The sequence below is a fragment of the Campylobacter rectus genome (assembly GCF_004803795.1).
GTDB lineage: Bacteria > Campylobacterota > Campylobacteria > Campylobacterales > Campylobacteraceae > Campylobacter_A > Campylobacter_A rectus.
In genome coordinates this window covers 777,361-796,180 of the sequence record NZ_CP012543.1, presented here as the reverse complement: position 1 = coordinate 796,180, position 18,820 = coordinate 777,361, and the positions used below count along the sequence as shown (strand labels likewise).

The window sequence follows — 18,820 nt, the reverse complement described above, 5'->3', positions numbered from 1 at the left end:
CGCAAGATGGAAAATTTTATGCCCGATTTATTAGACCAACTCAACGAAAATCAGCGCGTAGCGGCCTCTCACATCGACGGGGCGATGCTTATTTTAGCAGGTGCCGGCAGCGGAAAAACAAAGACGATAACGACGCGCCTAGCCTACCTCATAAGCGAGGTAGGTATCGCGCCGTCAAATACGCTAACGCTGACCTTCACCAACAAAGCCGCAAACGAAATGCGCACCCGCGCACTAAAAATGCTAGGAGACGCAGGCAAAAACTTCACTCCGCTACTTTGCACTTTTCACAAATTCGGACTTTTATTTTTAAAATTTTACATCGACCGCTTGGGACGCAAAAATAACTTCGTCATCATCGACACCGATGATAAAAAGCGCATTTTAAAAGGTTTTGAGAGCAATATCGCTACGCCCGTTTTGGCGAGCGAGATCTCAAATTTTAAAAACTCTCTTTTAAGCGTAGAAGACGCCGCGCATCACGCCGCTATCGAGATCGACGAGCATAAATTTAAAGATGGCTACTACGCAAGGCTAGCCAATATTTACAAGCTCTACGAGGAGTATCTGGCGGCGAACAATCTCGTGGATTTTGACGATCTGCTCTGCCTTAGCTATAAAATTTTAGACGAGGACGAGGCCTTAGCGCGCGAAATTTCACAGCGCTACGCCTACATCATGGTAGATGAGTATCAAGACACCAACGACCTTCAGTATAAACTACTAAAAAAACTCTGCCTAACGCACGAAAATATCGCGGTCGTGGGCGATGACGATCAGAGTATATACGGCTGGCGCGGCGCGAAAATCGAAAATATATTAAATTTCAAAGATCGATTTAAAGACGTAAAAGTCATCCGCCTGGAGCAAAACTACCGCTCGACGAGCCAAATTTTACGCGCGGCAAACGAGCTCATCGACCACAACCGAAACCGCCTGGGCAAAGAGCTAAAAAGCACTAAAGAAGGCGGCGAGGACGTCGCGCTAATAGAATCAGACGACGAAACGATGGAAAGTCTAAAAGTCGCCAAGCGCATAAAAAAGCTGCTGGGCAGCGGCGTAGCGGCCAGCGAGATCGCTATCCTCTACCGCATAAACGCCCTCTCTCGCTCGCTGGAAGACGGCTTAAACAAAGAAAAAATCCCCTACAAAATGGTCGGCGGCGTTAAATTTTACGAACGCGCCGAGGTCAAGGACGTCATCAGCTACCTGAGGCTTGTCGCAAACGAAAACGACGACTTCTCGCTAAAGCGCGTCATCAACCGCCCAAAACGCGGCCTAGGCAAGATAAGTCTCGCAAAGATCGAAAAAATCGCCTTTGAAAACAAATTTTCGCTATTTGAGGCTATCTGCGCTTTGGACGAAAGCGACAAAGAACTAAGCAAAAAAATCGTCTCGGCGCTAGACGAATTCGCCGCAAATTTAAAAGAGCTAAAAGAGTGCGGCTCGGCTTATGAACTGATCGATAAGCTAGAGGCCAAATTCGGCATCAAAAAATACTACGAGAGTTTGCCCGACGGCTCCGAGCGCGTAGCGAACATCGATGAGTTTTACGCGATGATAAAAGATCAAATCAAGCAAGATCCAAGCTTTTCCATCGAGGAGTTTTTAAACGAGATCGCACTACAAAGCGAGCAGGATAACATCGGCGGCGAGGCGATCTCGATTATGAGCATCCACGCTAGCAAGGGGCTTGAGTTCGAGCATCTTTTCGTAATCGGGCTCGAGGAAGGGTTCTTCCCGCTGCTAGGCGACGGCAGCGACATCGAGGAGGAGCGGCGCCTGGCCTACGTCGCGATAACCCGCGCCAAGAAAACGCTGGGGCTTAGTTACGCAAATTCGCGCTTTTACAAAGGGCAGCGAACAAGACTGGAAAAGAGCAGATTTTTAAGCGAGGCCGGCGTTTGCAGCGGCAGTCTCATCATACAAACGCAAACGCAAACCGTCGGCGAATACAAAAAAGGCGACCTCGTTAAACACAAAATTTTCGGCATCGGGCGCGTGACGGCGGTAACGAAGATCAAAAAAGATCTCAAGCTAACGATAAATTTCGGCGGTATCAGCCGCGATATAATGTCCGGCTTCGTCGAAAAAGCGGTGTGAGGATGGAGAAATTCAAGGCTAAATTCGTATATAAATTTGCGCAGGATAAACTTAAAGCGAGCAAATTTGACGCGGATTTCGCTTTATCTTTTCTGCGATTTAATGCGCTAAAATTTGACATAGATACGACAAATAGGCGAAATTTAAGAGCTTTGCGAGCCGGCGTGGACATAGAATTTGATAAAACTCACGCGGACGAACCGAGCTTGATCCGCGATGTAAATTTAAGCGAAATTTACGCAAACAAACGGGACTTAAATTTTAAATACCGCATAGACAAATTTGACGCGATACCCAAACGGCAAGATTTAAAGCAAACGGCTCAAAGTCCGCACGGCCCGCCAAAAGGTCAAATTTAAATGAACGCGCTTTTTGTCGTGAACAAGCCCGCAGGTATCAGCTCAAATCATTTCCTTGGCCGGCTAAAGCGCAAATACGGCGTAAAAAAGGCAGGCTTTTCGGGCACGCTAGATCCGTTTGCCAGCGGCTGCCTCATCGTGGCTCTGGGCAATCACACGCGGCTTTTTAACTACATAAATAAAACGCCAAAAATCTACGAAGCGACGATGTGGCTAGGAGCTACAAGCGCTAGCCTAGATAACGAAAATATCGAGGAGATCACGCTTTGCCCGCAGTTAAATTTAGCGGACGTAAAAGCGGCGCTAAGCGAACTAAAAGGCGAGATAGCCTACGTACCGCCCAAATTTAGCGCCAAGCACGTAGACGGCAAGCGTGCCTATGAGCTAGCAAGAGTGGGCGAAGAGTTTGAGCTAAAAAGCCAAACAATGAGCGTTTTTGACGTAAATTTGAGGGCATATATGCATCCGTTTTTGAGCTTTCGCATTAGCGTTAGCGAAGGCTCGTACGTGCGCTCGTACGCTCAAATTTTAGCCGCAAGGCTTGGCGCGAGAGCCACTCTAAGCGCGCTAAAACGCGTGAGCGAAGGTAAATTTGTTTATGAAAATGAGAGGTTTTTAAATCCGCTTGATTATATCTCGCTACCGCGAAACGAATATCTAAGGGATCCCGCAGACGTGATGCTGGGCAAAAAACTGAGCGTAGAAAAGCTAAAATTTGGCGCCGAGGGGCTATATTTAATAAACTTTGATGAATTTTTTAGTATCATTGAAATCAAAGACGAAACCGTAACATATAAACTAAATAAGGTCGAAAAATGCTAATACTCGCAAGAAAAGAAGACGAAAGCATAATGCTGGGAAACGATATCAAAATCACGGTCGTAGGTATCTCAAAAGGCGGCGTAAAAATCGGCATCGACGCGCCTAAAAATATGATGATCCTGCGCTCCGAGCTCGTCGAGGACGTGGCGGCGGAAAACAAACAGGCTCTAAACGGCGCGGGCGAAGCGAGCCTAAAAGAGCTGAGCGATAAAATCGTAAAATAATGAAAAGCTACGCAAAAATCAACTCCTTTTTAAAGATCGTCGGCACTCGCGGCAACTACCACGAGATCGTCTCTCGCTTTGTTTTAAGGCGCGAGATTTACGACGAAATTTTCTTTGAAAAATCTAGCGGCTTTGCGCTCGAGTGCGATAACGAAAATATCGAAAATAATATCGTTTTAAAGGCTAAATTTGAGCTGGAAAAAGCGGGCTTTAAAAACGAGCTGGACGAGTTTTTCACCTCGCATAAAATCGTGATAAAAAAGCAAATCCCGCTGGGTGCGGGCCTTGGCGGAGGCAGCTCAAACGCGGCTACGTTTTTAAGGATGGCGAACGAGGAGTTAAATTTAAAACTAACACGCGAAAATTTGATGAAAATAGGCGCAAATATCGGAGCGGACGTGGCGTTTTTCGCTAGCGGATTTGACGCGGCAAACGTCAGCGGTATCGGCGAGATAATAAGCGAGTTTAACGACGAAGTGCCAGAGGTAGAAATTTTAACGCCCGGCGTCTTTTGTTCGACGCCAGCGGTTTACGGTGAATTTAGGGCAAATTTTATGGATAGCATCGACGTAAATTTGGCGGCAAAAATGCGCGAGATGACGACGGCGCAGCTACTGGAGCGATACGAAAATCGCAAGCTAAACGATCTTTTCGCGCCGTGTTTTAAAATTTATCCGCAGATAGATAAATTTAAAGATTTTTTCCTCAGCGGCAGCGGCGCTAGCGTGTTTTTCTTAAAATAAAAAGGTAAAAAATGGGTAAGGATTTAGCCAAAAATAAAAAGGCGCTGTTTGACTTTAGCATCATCGAAACCTTTGAGGCGGGCATCGTGCTAAAGGGTAGCGAGGTAAAGGCTCTAAGGGCGGGCCGCGCAAATCTAAAAGATAGCTTCGCGCGCGTGATAAAGGGCGAGCTGTTTTTGCTAAACGCGCACATCAGTCACCTAAATACGACGCACTCGGCGTTTCGCCCGGACGAGCGGGCTCCGAGAAAACTGCTGATGCACCGCAAGCAGATAGATAAAATTTTCGGTCAAGTCACGCAAGATGGCCTCACGCTAGTCGTTTTAGCGCTCTATCTAAACGACAAAAACATCGTAAAGGCGCGCCTCGCGCTGGCAAAAGGTAAAAATCTGCACGATAAGCGCGAGACGATAAAACGCAAAGAAGCCGACAAAGAAGCGCGTGCGGCGATGAAAAAATACGCTTAAGGAAAACCGATGCCCTACGTAAATATAAAAATCACAAAAGAAAAAGAGGTCGTAAGCGCCGAGCAAAAGCGCGCGCTCATAGCAGGCGTGACGAAACTGCTGGGCGATACGCTAAAGCGCGATGCGAGCAGAACTGTCGTCGTGATAGAGGAAGTTAGCACCGACGACTACGGCTTTGGCGGCGAAAGCATAACCGAACTAAGATCAAAACAAGGAAAATAATATGAAAAAAACCATGAAGGCAATTTTTGCGGCTTTGGCCTGCGTGCTGTTTTTAGCAGGCTGCGGCGAAGACGAGAGCGCGAAAGCTCCGACCAAGCTTGAGGGCTACAAAACGGGCGAGGAGATCGCGCTAAAGAGCATATTTGGCAAAGATCTCACGCTAAAGCGCGTCGAGGGGGGCTTTGTTATAAAGGGCGACGAGGATAAAATTTTGATGTTTGATATATTCGGCACGTTTTGTCCGCCGTGTCAAAAAGAAGCTCCCGATCTCACTAAATTTCAGATCGACAATCTAAACGACTTCACGATCGTGGGACTCACGCATTTTGAAAACGTCACGAACGAATACGTTGCTGAAAATTTCGCACAAAAATACGATGCGTTTTACTTCATCTCAAACGACATCAAAACCAACGACAGGCTCTCGGCGCAAATTTTAGAGGATATCAAATACGAACGGCTTGAGAGCGTGCCGATAAAAATGGTGCTAAAAGGCGGCGTCTATCAGGAGCTAACCGACGTCGATAGCGGAAAATTCGGCGTGAAATACTACCTGGGCGGTATCCGCTTAGACGCGATGACGAAGGATTACGAGAGAATAAAAAATGCCCGTTAAGCGAAGTACCGAGCGGGAGCGAGACGTCGCGCTAAAAGAAAAGCCCGAATTCCCACGCAAATTTAAGGTTGTTTTACTAAACGACGACGTTACGAGTATGGATTTCGTGGTGAGCGTGCTGGTTGAAATTTTTCACCACACTACGCAAAGCGCGGTAACCGTGATGCTAAAAATACACAACGAGGGCAGCGGGATCGCAGGCGTCTATGCCAAAGAGATTGCCCAAACCAAACAAAGCGACGTCCTAAAAGCCGCTGCGGTCGCGGGATATCCGCTAAAAGCGATCATAGAAGAAGAGTGAGGAGGAAAAATGTTTGACTCGGATTTAAGCTATCTTTTAGAAAAAGCGGGAGAGTTTGCTTACACGAATTTTCACGAATACCTAACCAGCGAGCACGTGCTTTTCGTGTTGATAAATTTAAACGAAGAGAGTCGAGACATCCTAAAAAGCGCGGGACTAAGCGACGTCGAAGGACTCAAAAACGACCTAAAAAACTACCTCTTGCAAACAAACGAGCAAGTCGCGCGCCACAAACAGCCGCGCATGACGCTACTTTTGGAGCAAATTTTTAAAGAATTAAACGCCGAGTTAAAGGACAAAAATATCGGTATCAGGGATTTGCTTTTTAAAATCGCAGCCAGAGGCGACACATACGGAGCTAAAATTTTAGAATTTTACGAAGTCGATCCGCAAAAAATCAAGCAGGGAAACAAGCCGCACGCAGAGGACAAATTTCAAAATTTATCCAAATTTTCGCTAAATTTAACCAAGCTCGCCGCCCAGGGCAAGATAGATCCCATCATCGGGCGCGAAAACGAACTGGCCCGCCTCATGCAAACGCTAAGCCGCCGCAAGAAAAACAATCCTTTGTTAGTAGGCGAAGCGGGTGTCGGAAAAACGGCGATCGTAGAAGGCCTAGCGCTAAAGATCGCAAACGGCGAAGCGCCCGAGAAACTAAAAGGCGCACAAATTTTCGCCCTTGATCTTGGCGCTATGCTTGCGGGCACGAAATACCGCGGCGACTTCGAAAAGCGCCTAAAAGACGTGATGGACGAGGTAGCAGAGCAAGAAGACGCGATAGTCTTTATCGACGAAATTCATACGATCGTGGGGGCGGGAGCTACCGGCGGAGGCGGACTTGATATGTCAAATTTACTTAAGCCCGCCCTTGCCGGCGGCTCGCTTCGTTGTATCGGAGCGACGACGTATTCGGAGTTTCGCAGCTCTTTTGAAAAAGAAAAGGCTCTGTCTCGACGCTTTGCCAAAATCGACGTCGTAGAGCCGAACGCGGACGAGAGCATCGAGATCCTAAAAGGGCTTCGCGCTAAATACGAGAGCTTTCACGGCGTCAAATTTAGCGACGAAATTTTAGCAAAAAGCGTGGAGCTGGCTAAAAAATATCTGACGGATAGATTTTTGCCCGACAGCGCCATCGATCTCATCGACGAGGTCGGAGCCGCGCTAGCCCTAAAAGGCAAAAACAAAATCGTCAAAAAAGCCGATCTAAGCGCGGTTTTGAGTAAGAGTGCAAACATCCCCGACACGAATTTGACTGCCGGCGATACGGCAAATTTGAAAAATCTAGCCCAAAAGCTAAAGTCCGAAATCTTCGGTCAAGACGAGGCGGTGGACACGCTAGTAGCGGCGATAAAGCGCTCGTATGCTGGACTAAAACAGCCGAATACGCCCGTAGGAGTGTTTTTATTTACGGGTCCAAGCGGCGTGGGTAAAAGCGAGCTAAGCGCGGCTCTGGCGCGAAATTTAGGCGTACATTTCGAGCGCTTTGATATGAGCGAATATATGGAAAAGCACAGCGTCTCGCGTCTCATCGGCGCGCCTCCGGGATATGTCGGGTTTGAAGAGGGCGGCATACTCACGAACGCCGTCAAAAAGCACCCTTATAGCGTGATTTTGTTTGACGAGATCGAAAAAGCCGACGATGATATGATAAACGTCTTTTTGCAGATTTTCGACAATGCCAGCCTCACGGATAACACGGGTGCAAAGAGTGATTTTCGCAACGCTGTCATCATTATGAGCTCAAATTTGGGCTCAAAAGAGGCTCCGACGCTGGGCTTTAGCAAGGATGAAAGCGGTAAATCGGGCTCGGCGGTAAAGGGGTTTTTCAGCCCCGAATTTCGCAACCGTATCGATAAAATAGTGCATTTTAACGACCTTGGCGAGGACACGCTGGGCCTCATCGCGCAAAAAATCATTAACGAGATAAACTCAAGCCTCGTCGAGAAAAAAGTCGTCATAAAAGCCTCCGCCGAAGCTAAAAAATACCTCTGGCAAAAGGGATATAGCAAGGAATTCGGTGCGCGAAATCTAAAACGCCTAGTGCAAGACGAGATCTCGACTAAGCTTAGCGACGAGATACTTTTCGGCGCGCTGAAAAACGGCGGCGTCGCAAATATCACGCTAAAAAACGGCGAGCTGACGTTTAAATTTGAAGCTCTAAAATAAACGGACGCGGGGTCGAATTTGGAAAAAATTTATAACTTCCCAGACCCCGCAAACGCCCCTGCAAACTCGCCTTTAGCCGTCGGCGGCGACTTGAGCGCCGATGCTCTTTTGCAAGCTTACGACAAAGGCATTTTCCCGTGGTTTTTACCAGGCGAGCCCATATACTGGTGGTCGCCCGATCCGCGCGCGGTGCTGATTCCAAGCGAAGTAAGGGTGCAAAAAAGCATAAAATCCGCTCTTAAAAAATTTGAAGTGCGGTTTGACTACGACTTTGAAAATTTTCTAAAAATCTGCAAAAGCGAGCGCGAAAAACGCGAGCCCACATGGCTAAGCGAAGATATCGTGCGCGCATACGTAAATTTGCACCGCCTGGGCATATCACACAGCGTGGAGGTATACAAAGACGGCGAGCTAGCGGGCGGGCTTTACGGGCAAATTTTCGGCAAGGTCTTTTGCGGCGAAAGTATGATCAGCCTAAAAACGGGCGCGTCAAAAGTCGCTCTCATCTCGCTTTGCCGAGTTTTAAAGCCGTTTGATTTTCTCATCGACTGCCAGGTCATGAACGATCATCTAAAATTTATGGGCGCAAAAGCGATGAAGAGAAGTGAGTTTTTAGCCAAATTTAACGAACTAAAAAAGCAGCCTAGCGGCTTTAGCAAATTTAAAAATTTACTCTAGATTTGGAACGTCTTTTGCTTATTATCTCGTAAAATTTAGAGAAAAAAGGCAATAAAATGTTCGCAGGCATCCAAACCTCAAAATCAAAACCGCTCGTAGAAAGCGCGCTGGCAAGCAGAAATTTACGCCAGCAGATGATTTCCAGCAACATAGCAAACATCGACACGCCTTTTTACAAAGCCCGCGACATCGCGTTTGAAGCAGCCCTGTCGCAAACGGCGCAAGAGATCTACGGCAGAGACGAAAATAAAATTTTAAAACTCGCACAAACGGACGACGCGCACTTTCCTCGCGTGGATTTTCCGGCCTCAAACGCAGCGACGATATTTTTACGCGATGGGCACATGGCGCGAAACGACGCAAACACAGTCGATCTAGACGTCGAGACGACGGAGCTAAGCAAAAACGCGATAATGGTAACCGCACTCGACCGAGCTATGAGACAAAGCGGCCAGATATTTAAAAGCGTGATCGACGCTAGCAGCAAAATTTAAGGATAGATTATGAGTAATTATTTAAGCGACTTTGATATCAGCGGATACGGACTAAGCGCCCAACGCTTTAGAATGAACGTCATTAGCTCCAACATCGCCAACGCAAACACCGTGCGAACGGCGGAAGGCGGCCCGTATAGACGCCGCGAGGTGATATTTAAGGCGGTTGATTTTGATAGCGTACTAAACGACGAAGTGGCGAAAAAACATAACTTGCTCGAATATGAAAATCCGTTAGACGATAAATCCTATACAAAAGACGCAAAACCTGCTATAATGAGCGTCGTAGTTGATAAGATAGTGCGCGACGACAAGGACTTTAAGCTAAAATACGATCCGTCCCACCCGGACGCCGACGCGAGGGGCTACGTAGCGTATCCGAATATCAATCCCGTCATCGAAATGGCGGACTTGATCGAGGCCACGCGCGCCTATCAGGCAAACGTTTCGGCATTTCAGTCGGCTAAAACGATCGCTCAAAGCGCGCTAGAATTATTACAAGGTTAAATTTTATGACAAATATAGATAAAATCGGCTCGGTTGCTTCGCCGTTTGAAAAAAAAGAAGCAAAGACTCTGCAAAATCAAAAAGGCGAGTTAAATTTCGGCGATGTACTGAGTAGCTCGCTAAAAGAGCTAAACGAGATACAAATCAACGCTGACAAGGCTATCGCCGACCTAGCCACGGGCGAGGTAAAAGACCTGCATCAAGCCGCTATCGCCATCGGCAAGGCAGATACGTCGATGAAACTGATGCTAGAAATCCGCAACAAGGCCCTAAGCGCATACAAAGAAATCTCAAGAACGCAAATTTAAGCCTTGAACCAACGAAAATCAAAAACGATTACATTATTTTCTTTTATATTGGTCTTTATTTTCGTATTTTTAGTGGTCATTTTCTACCGCGCAAATATCGAAAGATCGCTGCCAAAGCTCGAAACTAGCGAAATAAACACTGCCCTGCGCGGCAACATCATCACAAAGGACGGCTTTAGCATAACCGGCAGCCAAAAGCTCTACAAAGTGATGGTAGACACCAGAAATATTGATCCCGATAAAAAAGACCTATTTATCAAGCTTTACTGCATATATAGCGGCGACGATATCAAGCGCGTAACTAAAATCATCAACGGACAAAAAGGCGCCGTAACGCTCTCCTACAAGATCGACGCCAAAGGCGCGGCATACCTGCAAGAGTTATCAAAAAAGCTATATAAAAAGAAAATTTTTATCTCATACGAAGACCCGAGCACCGGAGCTGCGATACTGCGTAATATGAGTATAATAGAAAGCGGCGAAAACAGGCAGTATGTAGCCGCCGACGCTCTCACGCCAATGATAGGCTACGTAAAAAAGGTCGAAAAAGACGGTATCACTAAAACAGAAGGAGTAAAGGGTGTAGAAAAAGCCTACGAATACTACATCTCCTCGATCCAAGACGCCAAACTGCTAGGCCCGAAAGATATCGGAAACAATATAATTTTAACCAGCGATTCAAATTTGGCTAGTCGCGTAGACGGATATGATGTCATCCTAAATACCTCGCTCAAATTTCAAACCAAACTCGAGCAAATCATTGATGAAAAGAGGGAATTTCTAAACGCAAAAGAGATAATAGTAGGCGTCATGGACTCAAAAACCGGCGATATGCTAGCGCTTGCCAGTACCTCTCGCTACAGCCCGTCAAACATCAGAAAGCAAGACTATAAGTCGCTAAATTCCTCAGCCACCGAGTACGCATACGAAGTCGGCTCGGTTTTTAAGCCGTTTATCTTCGCTATCTTACTAGCAAACGACAAAATCAACCCGCTCGAGCACATAAACACCTACAACGGCGTATACAAGCTAGGCAAACGAACGATCCGCGACACGCACCCGGAGCCTTTTCTCGTCGCAGAGGACATCATAGTGCATAGCTCAAATATCGGTATGATACAAATAGTCCAGCGCCTAGACGGTCCCCAAATTTACTCGGGGCTGTTAAATTTCGGCTTCACGCAAAAAACCGGTATAGATATGCCATACGAACAGACGGGAAGTATGCCGCCCGTAGCCAAGCTAAATTCTCAAATTTATAAAGCTACGATTAGCTACGGATACGGCTTGCAAGCGACTTTTATCCAGCTTTTAAAGGCGTATAACGTATTTAACAACAAGGGCGTGATGGTGACGCCAAAGGTCGTAGACTCGCTCTATAAAGACGGTAAATTTTTCGTAGTAAATGATCCCAAGCCGGTCGTTGTGCTAAACCAAGATGCCGCCGAAAGAATGAAACGCATCCTGGTAAAAACCGTAGAAATCGGCACGGGTAAAAGAACGAAGATAGAGGGGCTGGAGATCGGCGGTAAAACCGGCACAGCGCATATCGCTACGACGGGCGGCTACGGCAATACTTACAACGGCTCGTTTTTCGGCTTTGCCAACGATTCTCAAGGCAACGGCTACACGATCGGCGTTTTAACCAGAGAACCTAAAAAGCCCTATTATTATTTCGGCGCCCAAAGCGCCCTACCTACTTTTAAAGCAGCGGTGAAGCTGATGATAGAAGAAGGATTTTTAAAACCGGATGAAAATTTGACCGCTCCGGAGCAATCCGCAGCGATTCAGACAGAAAATTTAGACAAAAAAGCCGCAAGCTCTACTGCCAAAAAGAAAAAATAAGTTTTACCGCTGTTGATTATTTCATTAAAAACAAATCTTGACAAAATGCCAATACGGCATACCCCCAATCAAAATTTCCCTATTTGAGTTTGCGTATCTTAAAGCATCGTCTTTGTTTGAAGTCGCGGTAGAGACAAGAAAATGTTTTAAAACTCGGTAAACTTGACCGCCACCGAGCAATCCGCAAAGCCCTGCGCAAACGGCTATAATAAAAACCACGAGTCTTAAAAACACTAAAAACAAGTAAAAATAGTATTTTACGTTTCGAGACATCGTTATTTGCCGGATATCTGTATTTTTAAGTAAAATTTGCCATTTTACCCCATCCATACTTCTTAAATTTGACTAATATAAAGGCAAAAAATATTGCGCTTGCATCCGCATTTTCAAATTTGATTCTTAAATTTTACTTTTATCTTTTTTGCTCTATTTTTTGCCGACGATGAGATATGATATATCAAGCCGCACTACTTATATTTTGAGTTATTATGGTTGGACCCGGGTTTGTTTATTTCTTGCAGGTAGGACACTTATACCAGGCGCCCTTTGTCTCTTGTTTTTACCGCGCTAATACCACGAGCGGTAGTTCGGACTCTTTGCTGTAACATAGCCTTTTTTGCTTGTTTGATACGGCTTTTATCTGCATTTAACTTGATTCTTTCGGGATCAAATTTAGCGGCTCTGCGATCAAATTCTAATCCTTATCTTAGACTCGTTATTTAAATTTGGCTTTATTTTAAATATCTCCGGCGTTAAGATTTAACCCTAAAATTTCTTTCTCATAAAATTTGCTTCATTTAAAAGAATAGGCTCTCTTTAACTTAAGCTCGCACAAAGGAGCAGTAAGTTACTATGAGAACTATGTTTTTGAAAAGTAACGAGCGTGGCAAAGTTAAAAAACAAGCATATAGTCCGTTCCCGAATTTCAGAGAAGAAATTTAGGGAAATTCTCAAGTATTTTGCAGAAGATATAGAGGCTACTAAAATAGCAAATTTAACCGGAATTTCTAGAATTTCCATTAATAAGATTTTAAAAAGCATTAGAGTTTTAATGTCTAAAGAGTGTGAAAAGATAAGTAAATTTAGTGGTGAGATTTCCAAACCCGCCTAGAAGCTTCGCTTTGAAATTGATGAAAGTTACTTCAGATCTAAAAGAGTAAGAGAAAAAAGAGGTAGAGGCGCAGCAAATAAAACACCGGTGCTTAACTTCGCTTAGCGTCGCTTCGCTAGCTACCGTCGCCTAATGGCTAGGGACCGCTCGTTACTACGTCTTGAAAAGCTACGAGTGTAGCGAAGTAGAGTTTAGATATAATAACAGTAAAGATACAAAAACTTTCTATCATATTTTACTAAAGATGATAAGAGAAAATCCGCTTAAGTTCCGTTGAGCCAATAAAAAACAGATAAGCAAATAAACTAAGAGATGTAAAGCAAAGCATAGATAGAATAAAAGCGTAAATAAACAAAGCCCGCAACGACCTACTTTTCCTTTCATCCCAGTAAGGGAGAGTATCATCAGCCAGGACGAGCTTAGCTTCTTGGTTCGAGATGGAGCAAGGCGTTTCCTCGTCTGTATAGTCACGGGCAGTGTTAAAGAAACCAACTTTATATTTTTATATTTCAAATTTAAAGCTAAAGTTTTATTTGCTTACTTATAAGCTTGTTAGCTTCTTTAACACTGCTATTTAATTGTTAAAAGTCAAATCTTGTTTTAATTAAAAACAAGGTCTTGGTAAGGATCATAGTAAATTTTACTATTTTATTAAATTGAGAACTAGTTTTTCGCTAAGCAAGACAAACGAGCAAAGACGAGGGAGCATACATACAGTATGTGACCGAAGTCTGTAGCGAAGTTTAACGAAGCATAGTAGAAAAATAGGAATCAATTTTACCCTTAACAAGGAAGTGATGCTTATTAAAAGATAAGCAGACGAGCTATTAGTACCGGTCAGCTAAAGGACTTTCATCCATTACACACCCGGCCTATCAAACTTATAGTCTATAAGAGCTCTTAAAAGAAGATTCATCTTGGAGTTGGCTTCCTGCTTAGATGCTTTCAGCGGTTATCTCATCCCGACATAGCTACCCAGCGCTACCCTTGGCAGGATAACTGGTACACCAGTGGTCGGTTCAACCCGGTCCTCTCGTACTAGGGTCAACTCTCCTCAATCTTCTTGCGCCCACGGCAGATAGGGACCGAACTGTCTCACGACGTTCTGAACCCAGCTCGCGTACCGCTTTAAATGGCGAACAGCCATACCCTTGGGACCTGCTCCAGCCCCAGGATGCGATGAGCCGACATCGAGGTGCCAAACCTCCCCGTCGATGTGAGCTCTTGGGGGAGATCAGCCTGTTATCCCCGGGGTACCTTTTATCCTTTGAGCGATGGCCCTTCCACACAGAACCACCGGATCACTAAGACCGACTTTCGTCTCTGCTCGACGTGTATGTCTCGCAGTTAAGCTGGCTTTTGCCTTTATACTCTACAAGCGATTTCCAACCGCTTTGAGCCAACCTTTGTAAGCCTCCGTTACATTTTGGGAGGCGACCGCCCCAGTCAAACTACCCACCAGACATTGTCCTACCTAAGGATAACTTAGGCTAGTTAGCTACCCGAATAAAGAAGGGTGGTATCTCAACAATGGCTCATCGTAAACCGAGATCTACGAATCAAAGCCTCCCACCTATCCTGCGCATCTTTATCCAAGTAGCAGTGTCAAGCTGTAGTAAAGGTCCACGGGGTCTTTCCGTCTTGCCGCGGGTAGGAGGAATTTTCACCTCCACTACAATTTCACTGGATCCCTCTTCGAGACAGCTCCCATCTCGTTACGCCATTCATGCAGGTCGATATTTAATCGACAAGGAATTTCGCTACCTTAGGACCGTTATAGTTACGGCCGCCGTTTACTCGGGCTTCGATCAAACGCTTCGCAGAGCTAACGTCATCAATTAACCTTCGAGCACCGGGCAGGCGTCACACCCTATACATCCTCTTACGAGTTAGCAGAGTGCTGTGTTTTTGGTAAACAGTCGGGAGGGACTCTTTGTTGTAACCTTCTTCGCTTACGAAGTAAATTCTTAACGAAGCTAGGCACACCTTATACCGAAGATACGGTGCTATTTTGCAGAGTTCCTTGAAGAGAGTTCTTCCACGCGCCTTAGAATACTCATCCCACCCACCTGTGTCGGTTTACGGTACGGGCAACTATAACTAAACTTAGAAACTTTTCTTGGCTCGACAGTATCAAGGATTCACACGCTGTTCCGAAGAACTTTGTGTGCCTGTGGGGTCTGGGCTTAAAAAGATCCGGATTTGCCTGGATCTTAACCTACACCTTTCGACCAGCACTACCATCCGCTGGCTCCTCTAACTCTAAGCGTCCTTCCATCGCACATTATAGTTGGCATTGGAATATTAACCAATTTTCCATCGCATACCCCTTTCGGACTTTGCTTAGGACCCGGCTAACCCTACGATGACGAGCATCGCGTAGGAAACCTTGGGTTTACGGCGTTGGGGATTCTCACCCCAATTATCGCTACTCATGCCTGCATGCTCACTTGCATTCGCTCCAGCGCTCCTTATCGGTACACCTTCGACGCTGAATGCAACGCTCTCCTACCACAGTGTCTATGAGTATTTATACTTTACTTAGGCTTGTCTTTTTGCTTTTGTTGCTAAATTTTAAAATTCTAAGAAATTTGAAATTTCTAAATTTAGATTAAGACGTTGCATTCAAATTTGAATGCAAAAAGCGAAGTATCTTTGAGCAGATTTAAATGTTGTGAAGTATTTTTCGATTGAGACTAGCCATATAGGCTGTCGATTGAGAAAAATACAAACTCATTTAAAGATGCCAAAGAGACAAGCTAGTATAAATAATCATAGACACTATCTAAAGCTTCGGTACTCATTTTAGCCCCGTTATATTTTCCGCGCAAAATCACTAGACCAGTGAGCTATTACGCTTTCTTTAAAGGATGGCTGCTTCTAAGCCAACCTCCTGGTTGTTTAAGTAACTTCACATCGTTTTCCACTTAAATGAGATTTAGGGACCTTAGCTGTTAGTCTGGGTTGTTCCCCTCTCGACGACGGATTTTATCACTCGCCGCCTGACTGCCATGATTACGCACTAGGTATTCGGAGTTTGATAGGGTTTGGTACATTGGTGTATGCCCTAGCCCATTCAGTGCTCTACCCCCTAGTGTTACTACATGACGCTATACCTAAATATATTTCGGAGAGAACCAGCTATCACGATGTTTGATTGACCTTTCACCCCTATCCACAAGTCATCCCATGGCTTTTCAACGCCAGCGGGTTGGGTCCTCCACCGGCTCTTACACCGGCTTCAACCTGCTCATGGATAGATCACATCGTTTCGGGTCTGCAGCATCTGACTAAACGCCCTATTAAGACTCGCTTTCGCTACGGCTCCGGGTTTCCTTAACCTCGCCAGACACCACAACTCGCAGGCTCATTATGCAAAAGGCAGTCCATCACACTGTGGATCTGTTTCAATACTAATCTTGGATTGTCTTATCTTGTTCGTTTTAAATTTTAAATTTAATCTATTTATTAAATTTAATCTACGGTTTGAAATTTTAATTTTAGGAGTTTTATTTCTCTTTACTTTTAAAATTTTAAATTTAATTCGATAATTTATAAAAATTATAAAAACAAGATAGATACCGCCCTAAAGGCGCGGTATTTTGAGACGGATTTAAATGTTGTGAAGTATTTTTCGATTGAGACTAGCCATATAGGCTGTCGATTGAGAAAAATACGAACTCATTTAAAAACGCTCAAAAGACAAGCCGTCTTTAATATTCAAACAGACCCACATAGTGCTCTGAATGATTGTAAGTAAATGGTTTCAGGTTCTATTTCACTCTGATCACCTCAGTTCTTTTCACCTTTCCCTCACGGTACTTGTGCGCTATCGGTCTAGTAGTAGTATTTAGGGTTGGATCGTGGTCGACCCGGCTTCAGACAGAATATCACGTGTTCCGCCCTACTCAGGATACCGCTAAGTAAAACAAAGCTTTCATATACGGGAGTATCACCCTCTATGCTTAATCTTTCCAGATTATTCTATTAGCTAAGTTTAGTCTATATCGCAGTCCTACAACCCCGTTAGTAAACTAACGGTTTGCCCTCTTACGCGTTCGCTCGCCGCTACTGGCGTAATCTCTTTTGATTTCTTTTCCTGAGGGTACTAAGATGTTTCAATTCCCCTCGTTCGCTCCATATTAGGTAGTTAAGCTCGCGCTTAACTGGGTTGCCCCATTCAGAAATTCCCGGATCAAAGCCCCTTGACGGCTCCCCGAGACTTATCGCAGCCTGGCACGTCTTTCATCGCCTCTACTAGCCAAGGCATCCACCACTTACTCTTAGTAGCTTACCTTTTTTAGTACTTCTCGCAAGAGCAAAGCTCTTGCTCCGACGGGAAGCGCAAGCGCTCCCTCGACCCACCTAAAGCACAGCGCTTCTTTCGGAAGCGCCGTATAGCTTAAATATTAGATTGCTCTAAAATTTAAACTTAAGCGGTAATCGGATAGAGAAGTTATTAGATTAATATATTCTAATTCGCATCACTTCCTTGTTAAAGGTAACTATTAAATTTAAGATTTCATAACGAAGTCTCAAATTCAGATCTATTACGAAATTTAAATCTCTTACTTTTAAGACGGAAAGCATTGACTAATACCCAGGTAAGTTTTAAATCCTATGATATCTTGTGACGTCAAACTTCTGCATTAAGCAAATAAGCAAGATCTTTAAATCTTTAACAAGTCCTGTAAAATTGTTTTATTTATTAAAACTTGATTGTGACTTTTAACAATGATAAATTAAATAACGTTTAGACTTCTCAGCTTGGCAAAGCCAAGCTTGCGACAAGGAGCTTCGCTCCCTCTACTTCGCTACACTCGTAGCTGCAAGCAGAAGACCCACCTAAAGCACAAAATTGCTTACGCAATTTCGTAAATTTAGAAAGAATGGTCGTTTCCTAAAGTCTAATTAGAAAGCTTGAGTAAAAAGTTCTCTAATTAAACTTTATCTATTATGTTAAACTAATTATGGTGGAGAATAGCGGGATCGAACCGCTGACCTCCTGCGTGCAAAGCAGGCGCTCTCCCAGCTGAGCTAATTCCCCAATTACTCGCCTAGCAGGATAAAACCGATTTATCGCACACAGCGTATTTTTCGGTTCGCTTAAGCTCACAACGAAAAATCCTAAAAAGCAAAGCAGTTTGCTTTTTAATGTGCAAAGCAGGACTCCTGGCTGAGCTAATTCCCCAATTATGGCTCGTTCTTTTTATTTTATACTTCGTCTGTTTTTAATTCAGCTTCGGTCATTATCCATATGATAACTCCCTTGCTTCATTAAAAACTTCCTCGTCTAAAATAAAGACTACTTCGCCATATCTTGACAAGCCTAGTAAAAAAGCTTATAAAAGATTAACTCTGGTGGGCCTAACAAGACTTGAACTTGTGACCTCACCCTTATCAGGGGTGCACTCTAACCAGCTGAGCTATAGGCCCCTCTACTCGTTCTTCTTATTTTATACTTCGTCAAAGCTCGGTCGCGACTGCGTCACGTATTATAGTATTATATATACGCTCCTTATCGCTCGGTCGCTTTTCCTCGTCTAAAAATAAAAACAACTTCGCATCGGCTAAAAATTAACTTATCGATAGTTAAAAAACAGCCTACAATACTTTATCTCTTTATTTTTATCAAATTTAGATAATCGTAAAGATAATCTAAAATCCAATAACCTAAAAAATCAAAGATAAAATTTATAAGTTTTATCGTCAATCTTTCAAAACTAAACAAGGATCGATTGAGTAGATATACTTTTAATCTTCTTTAACGTAGCGACAAGTCGCTACTAAGAAGCAATACTAAGTTACAGCTAAAACGATTGCTTCGCAATCTTATTTAGCATCTGGTATTGTA

15 protein-coding genes, 2 tRNA genes, 2 rRNA genes and 1 pseudogene are annotated in these 18,820 nt (G+C 44.4%); 16 read left to right on the top strand and 4 right to left on the bottom strand.

Translation table 11 applies throughout. From position 1 onward, the window contains the following. The first annotated feature begins 18 nt into the window (after positions 1-18). The 16 genes and pseudogenes from CRECT_RS03815 to CRECT_RS03740 all read left to right on the top strand — a co-directional run. Positions 19-2,103, top strand: coding sequence for an ATP-dependent helicase (locus CRECT_RS03815; RefSeq protein WP_039888356.1), 2,085 nt, complete (start codon positions 19-21; stop codon positions 2,101-2,103). Positions 2,104-2,105: 2 nt separating this feature from the next. Beyond that, a complete protein-coding gene (locus CRECT_RS03810) occupies positions 2,106-2,462 on the top strand; it encodes a hypothetical protein (protein WP_004320369.1) in 357 nt (118 codons plus the stop codon). Further along, a complete protein-coding gene (gene truB / locus CRECT_RS03805; protein WP_004320416.1) occupies positions 2,463-3,284 on the top strand; it encodes a tRNA pseudouridine(55) synthase TruB in 822 nt (273 codons plus the stop codon). Continuing rightward, positions 3,278-3,508 (top strand): carbon storage regulator CsrA, encoded by a 231-nt coding sequence (gene csrA, locus CRECT_RS03800; RefSeq protein WP_002946591.1) that lies wholly within the window; start codon positions 3,278-3,280, stop codon positions 3,506-3,508. The genes truB and csrA overlap by 7 nt, the downstream gene beginning before the upstream one ends. After that, a complete protein-coding gene (locus CRECT_RS03795; RefSeq protein WP_004320395.1) occupies positions 3,508-4,251 on the top strand; it encodes a 4-(cytidine 5'-diphospho)-2-C-methyl-D-erythritol kinase in 744 nt (247 codons plus the stop codon). The genes csrA and CRECT_RS03795 overlap by 1 nt, the downstream gene beginning before the upstream one ends. Positions 4,252-4,262: 11 nt before the next feature. Further along, positions 4,263-4,718: an SsrA-binding protein SmpB gene (smpB, locus tag CRECT_RS03790; protein ID WP_004320441.1), complete on the top strand. Its 456-nt coding sequence runs from the start codon at positions 4,263-4,265 to the stop codon at positions 4,716-4,718. Positions 4,719-4,727: 9 nt separating this feature from the next. Further along, positions 4,728-4,940, top strand: a complete 213-nt coding sequence (locus tag CRECT_RS03785) for a tautomerase family protein (RefSeq protein WP_004320381.1) — start codon at positions 4,728-4,730, stop codon at positions 4,938-4,940. Position 4,941: 1 nt separating this feature from the next. Beyond that, entirely contained in the window at positions 4,942-5,556 is a 615-nt protein-coding gene (locus tag CRECT_RS03780; RefSeq protein WP_171992667.1) for a thioredoxin domain-containing protein, read from the top strand. Then, complete coding sequence (locus CRECT_RS03775) at positions 5,546-5,857, top strand: ATP-dependent Clp protease adaptor ClpS (RefSeq protein ID WP_004320435.1); 312 nt, start codon at positions 5,546-5,548, stop codon at positions 5,855-5,857. The genes CRECT_RS03780 and CRECT_RS03775 overlap by 11 nt, the downstream gene beginning before the upstream one ends. A gap of 9 nt (positions 5,858-5,866) precedes the next feature. Further along, on the top strand, positions 5,867-8,023 hold the full coding sequence (locus tag CRECT_RS03770; protein WP_004320386.1) for an AAA family ATPase: 2,157 nt from the start codon (positions 5,867-5,869) through the stop codon (positions 8,021-8,023). Between the two features lie 18 nt (positions 8,024-8,041). Then, positions 8,042-8,701 carry a leucyl/phenylalanyl-tRNA--protein transferase gene (aat, locus tag CRECT_RS03765; protein WP_004320445.1) on the top strand — a complete coding sequence of 220 codons (660 nt, stop codon included), beginning with the start codon at positions 8,042-8,044 and terminating at the stop codon, positions 8,699-8,701. 56 nt (positions 8,702-8,757) lie between these two features. After that, positions 8,758-9,195, top strand: coding sequence for a flagellar basal body rod protein FlgB (gene flgB, locus CRECT_RS03760; protein WP_004320372.1), 438 nt, complete (start codon positions 8,758-8,760; stop codon positions 9,193-9,195). Positions 9,196-9,204: 9 nt separating this feature from the next. Then, positions 9,205-9,702 carry a flagellar basal body rod protein FlgC gene (flgC, locus tag CRECT_RS03755; protein ID WP_004320412.1) on the top strand — a complete coding sequence of 166 codons (498 nt, stop codon included), beginning with the start codon at positions 9,205-9,207 and terminating at the stop codon, positions 9,700-9,702. Between the two features lie 5 nt (positions 9,703-9,707). Further along, positions 9,708-10,010: a flagellar hook-basal body complex protein FliE gene (gene fliE / locus CRECT_RS03750; protein WP_124850865.1), complete on the top strand. Its 303-nt coding sequence runs from the start codon at positions 9,708-9,710 to the stop codon at positions 10,008-10,010. 3 nt (positions 10,011-10,013) lie between these two features. Then, a complete protein-coding gene (locus CRECT_RS03745; protein WP_004320397.1) occupies positions 10,014-11,855 on the top strand; it encodes a peptidoglycan D,D-transpeptidase FtsI family protein in 1,842 nt (613 codons plus the stop codon). 883 nt (positions 11,856-12,738) lie between these two features. Further along, a pseudogene (locus CRECT_RS03740) lies at positions 12,739-13,056 on the top strand (IS1595 family transposase); the annotation flags it as partial. Between the two features lie 265 nt (positions 13,057-13,321). Here the strand turns inward: CRECT_RS03740 and rrf are convergent. From rrf to CRECT_RS03720, 4 genes are all read right to left on the bottom strand, one after another. After that, a 5S ribosomal RNA gene (gene rrf, locus CRECT_RS03735) occupies positions 13,322-13,441 on the bottom strand. Between the two features lie 332 nt (positions 13,442-13,773). Next, positions 13,774-17,263: ribosomal RNA gene (locus CRECT_RS03730) — 23S ribosomal RNA — on the bottom strand. Positions 17,264-17,937: 674 nt separating this feature from the next. Continuing rightward, positions 17,938-18,013: transfer RNA gene (locus CRECT_RS03725), tRNA-Ala, on the bottom strand. Between the two features lie 312 nt (positions 18,014-18,325). Further along, positions 18,326-18,402, bottom strand: a tRNA-Ile gene (locus tag CRECT_RS03720). Positions 18,403-18,820 lie beyond the last annotated feature (418 nt).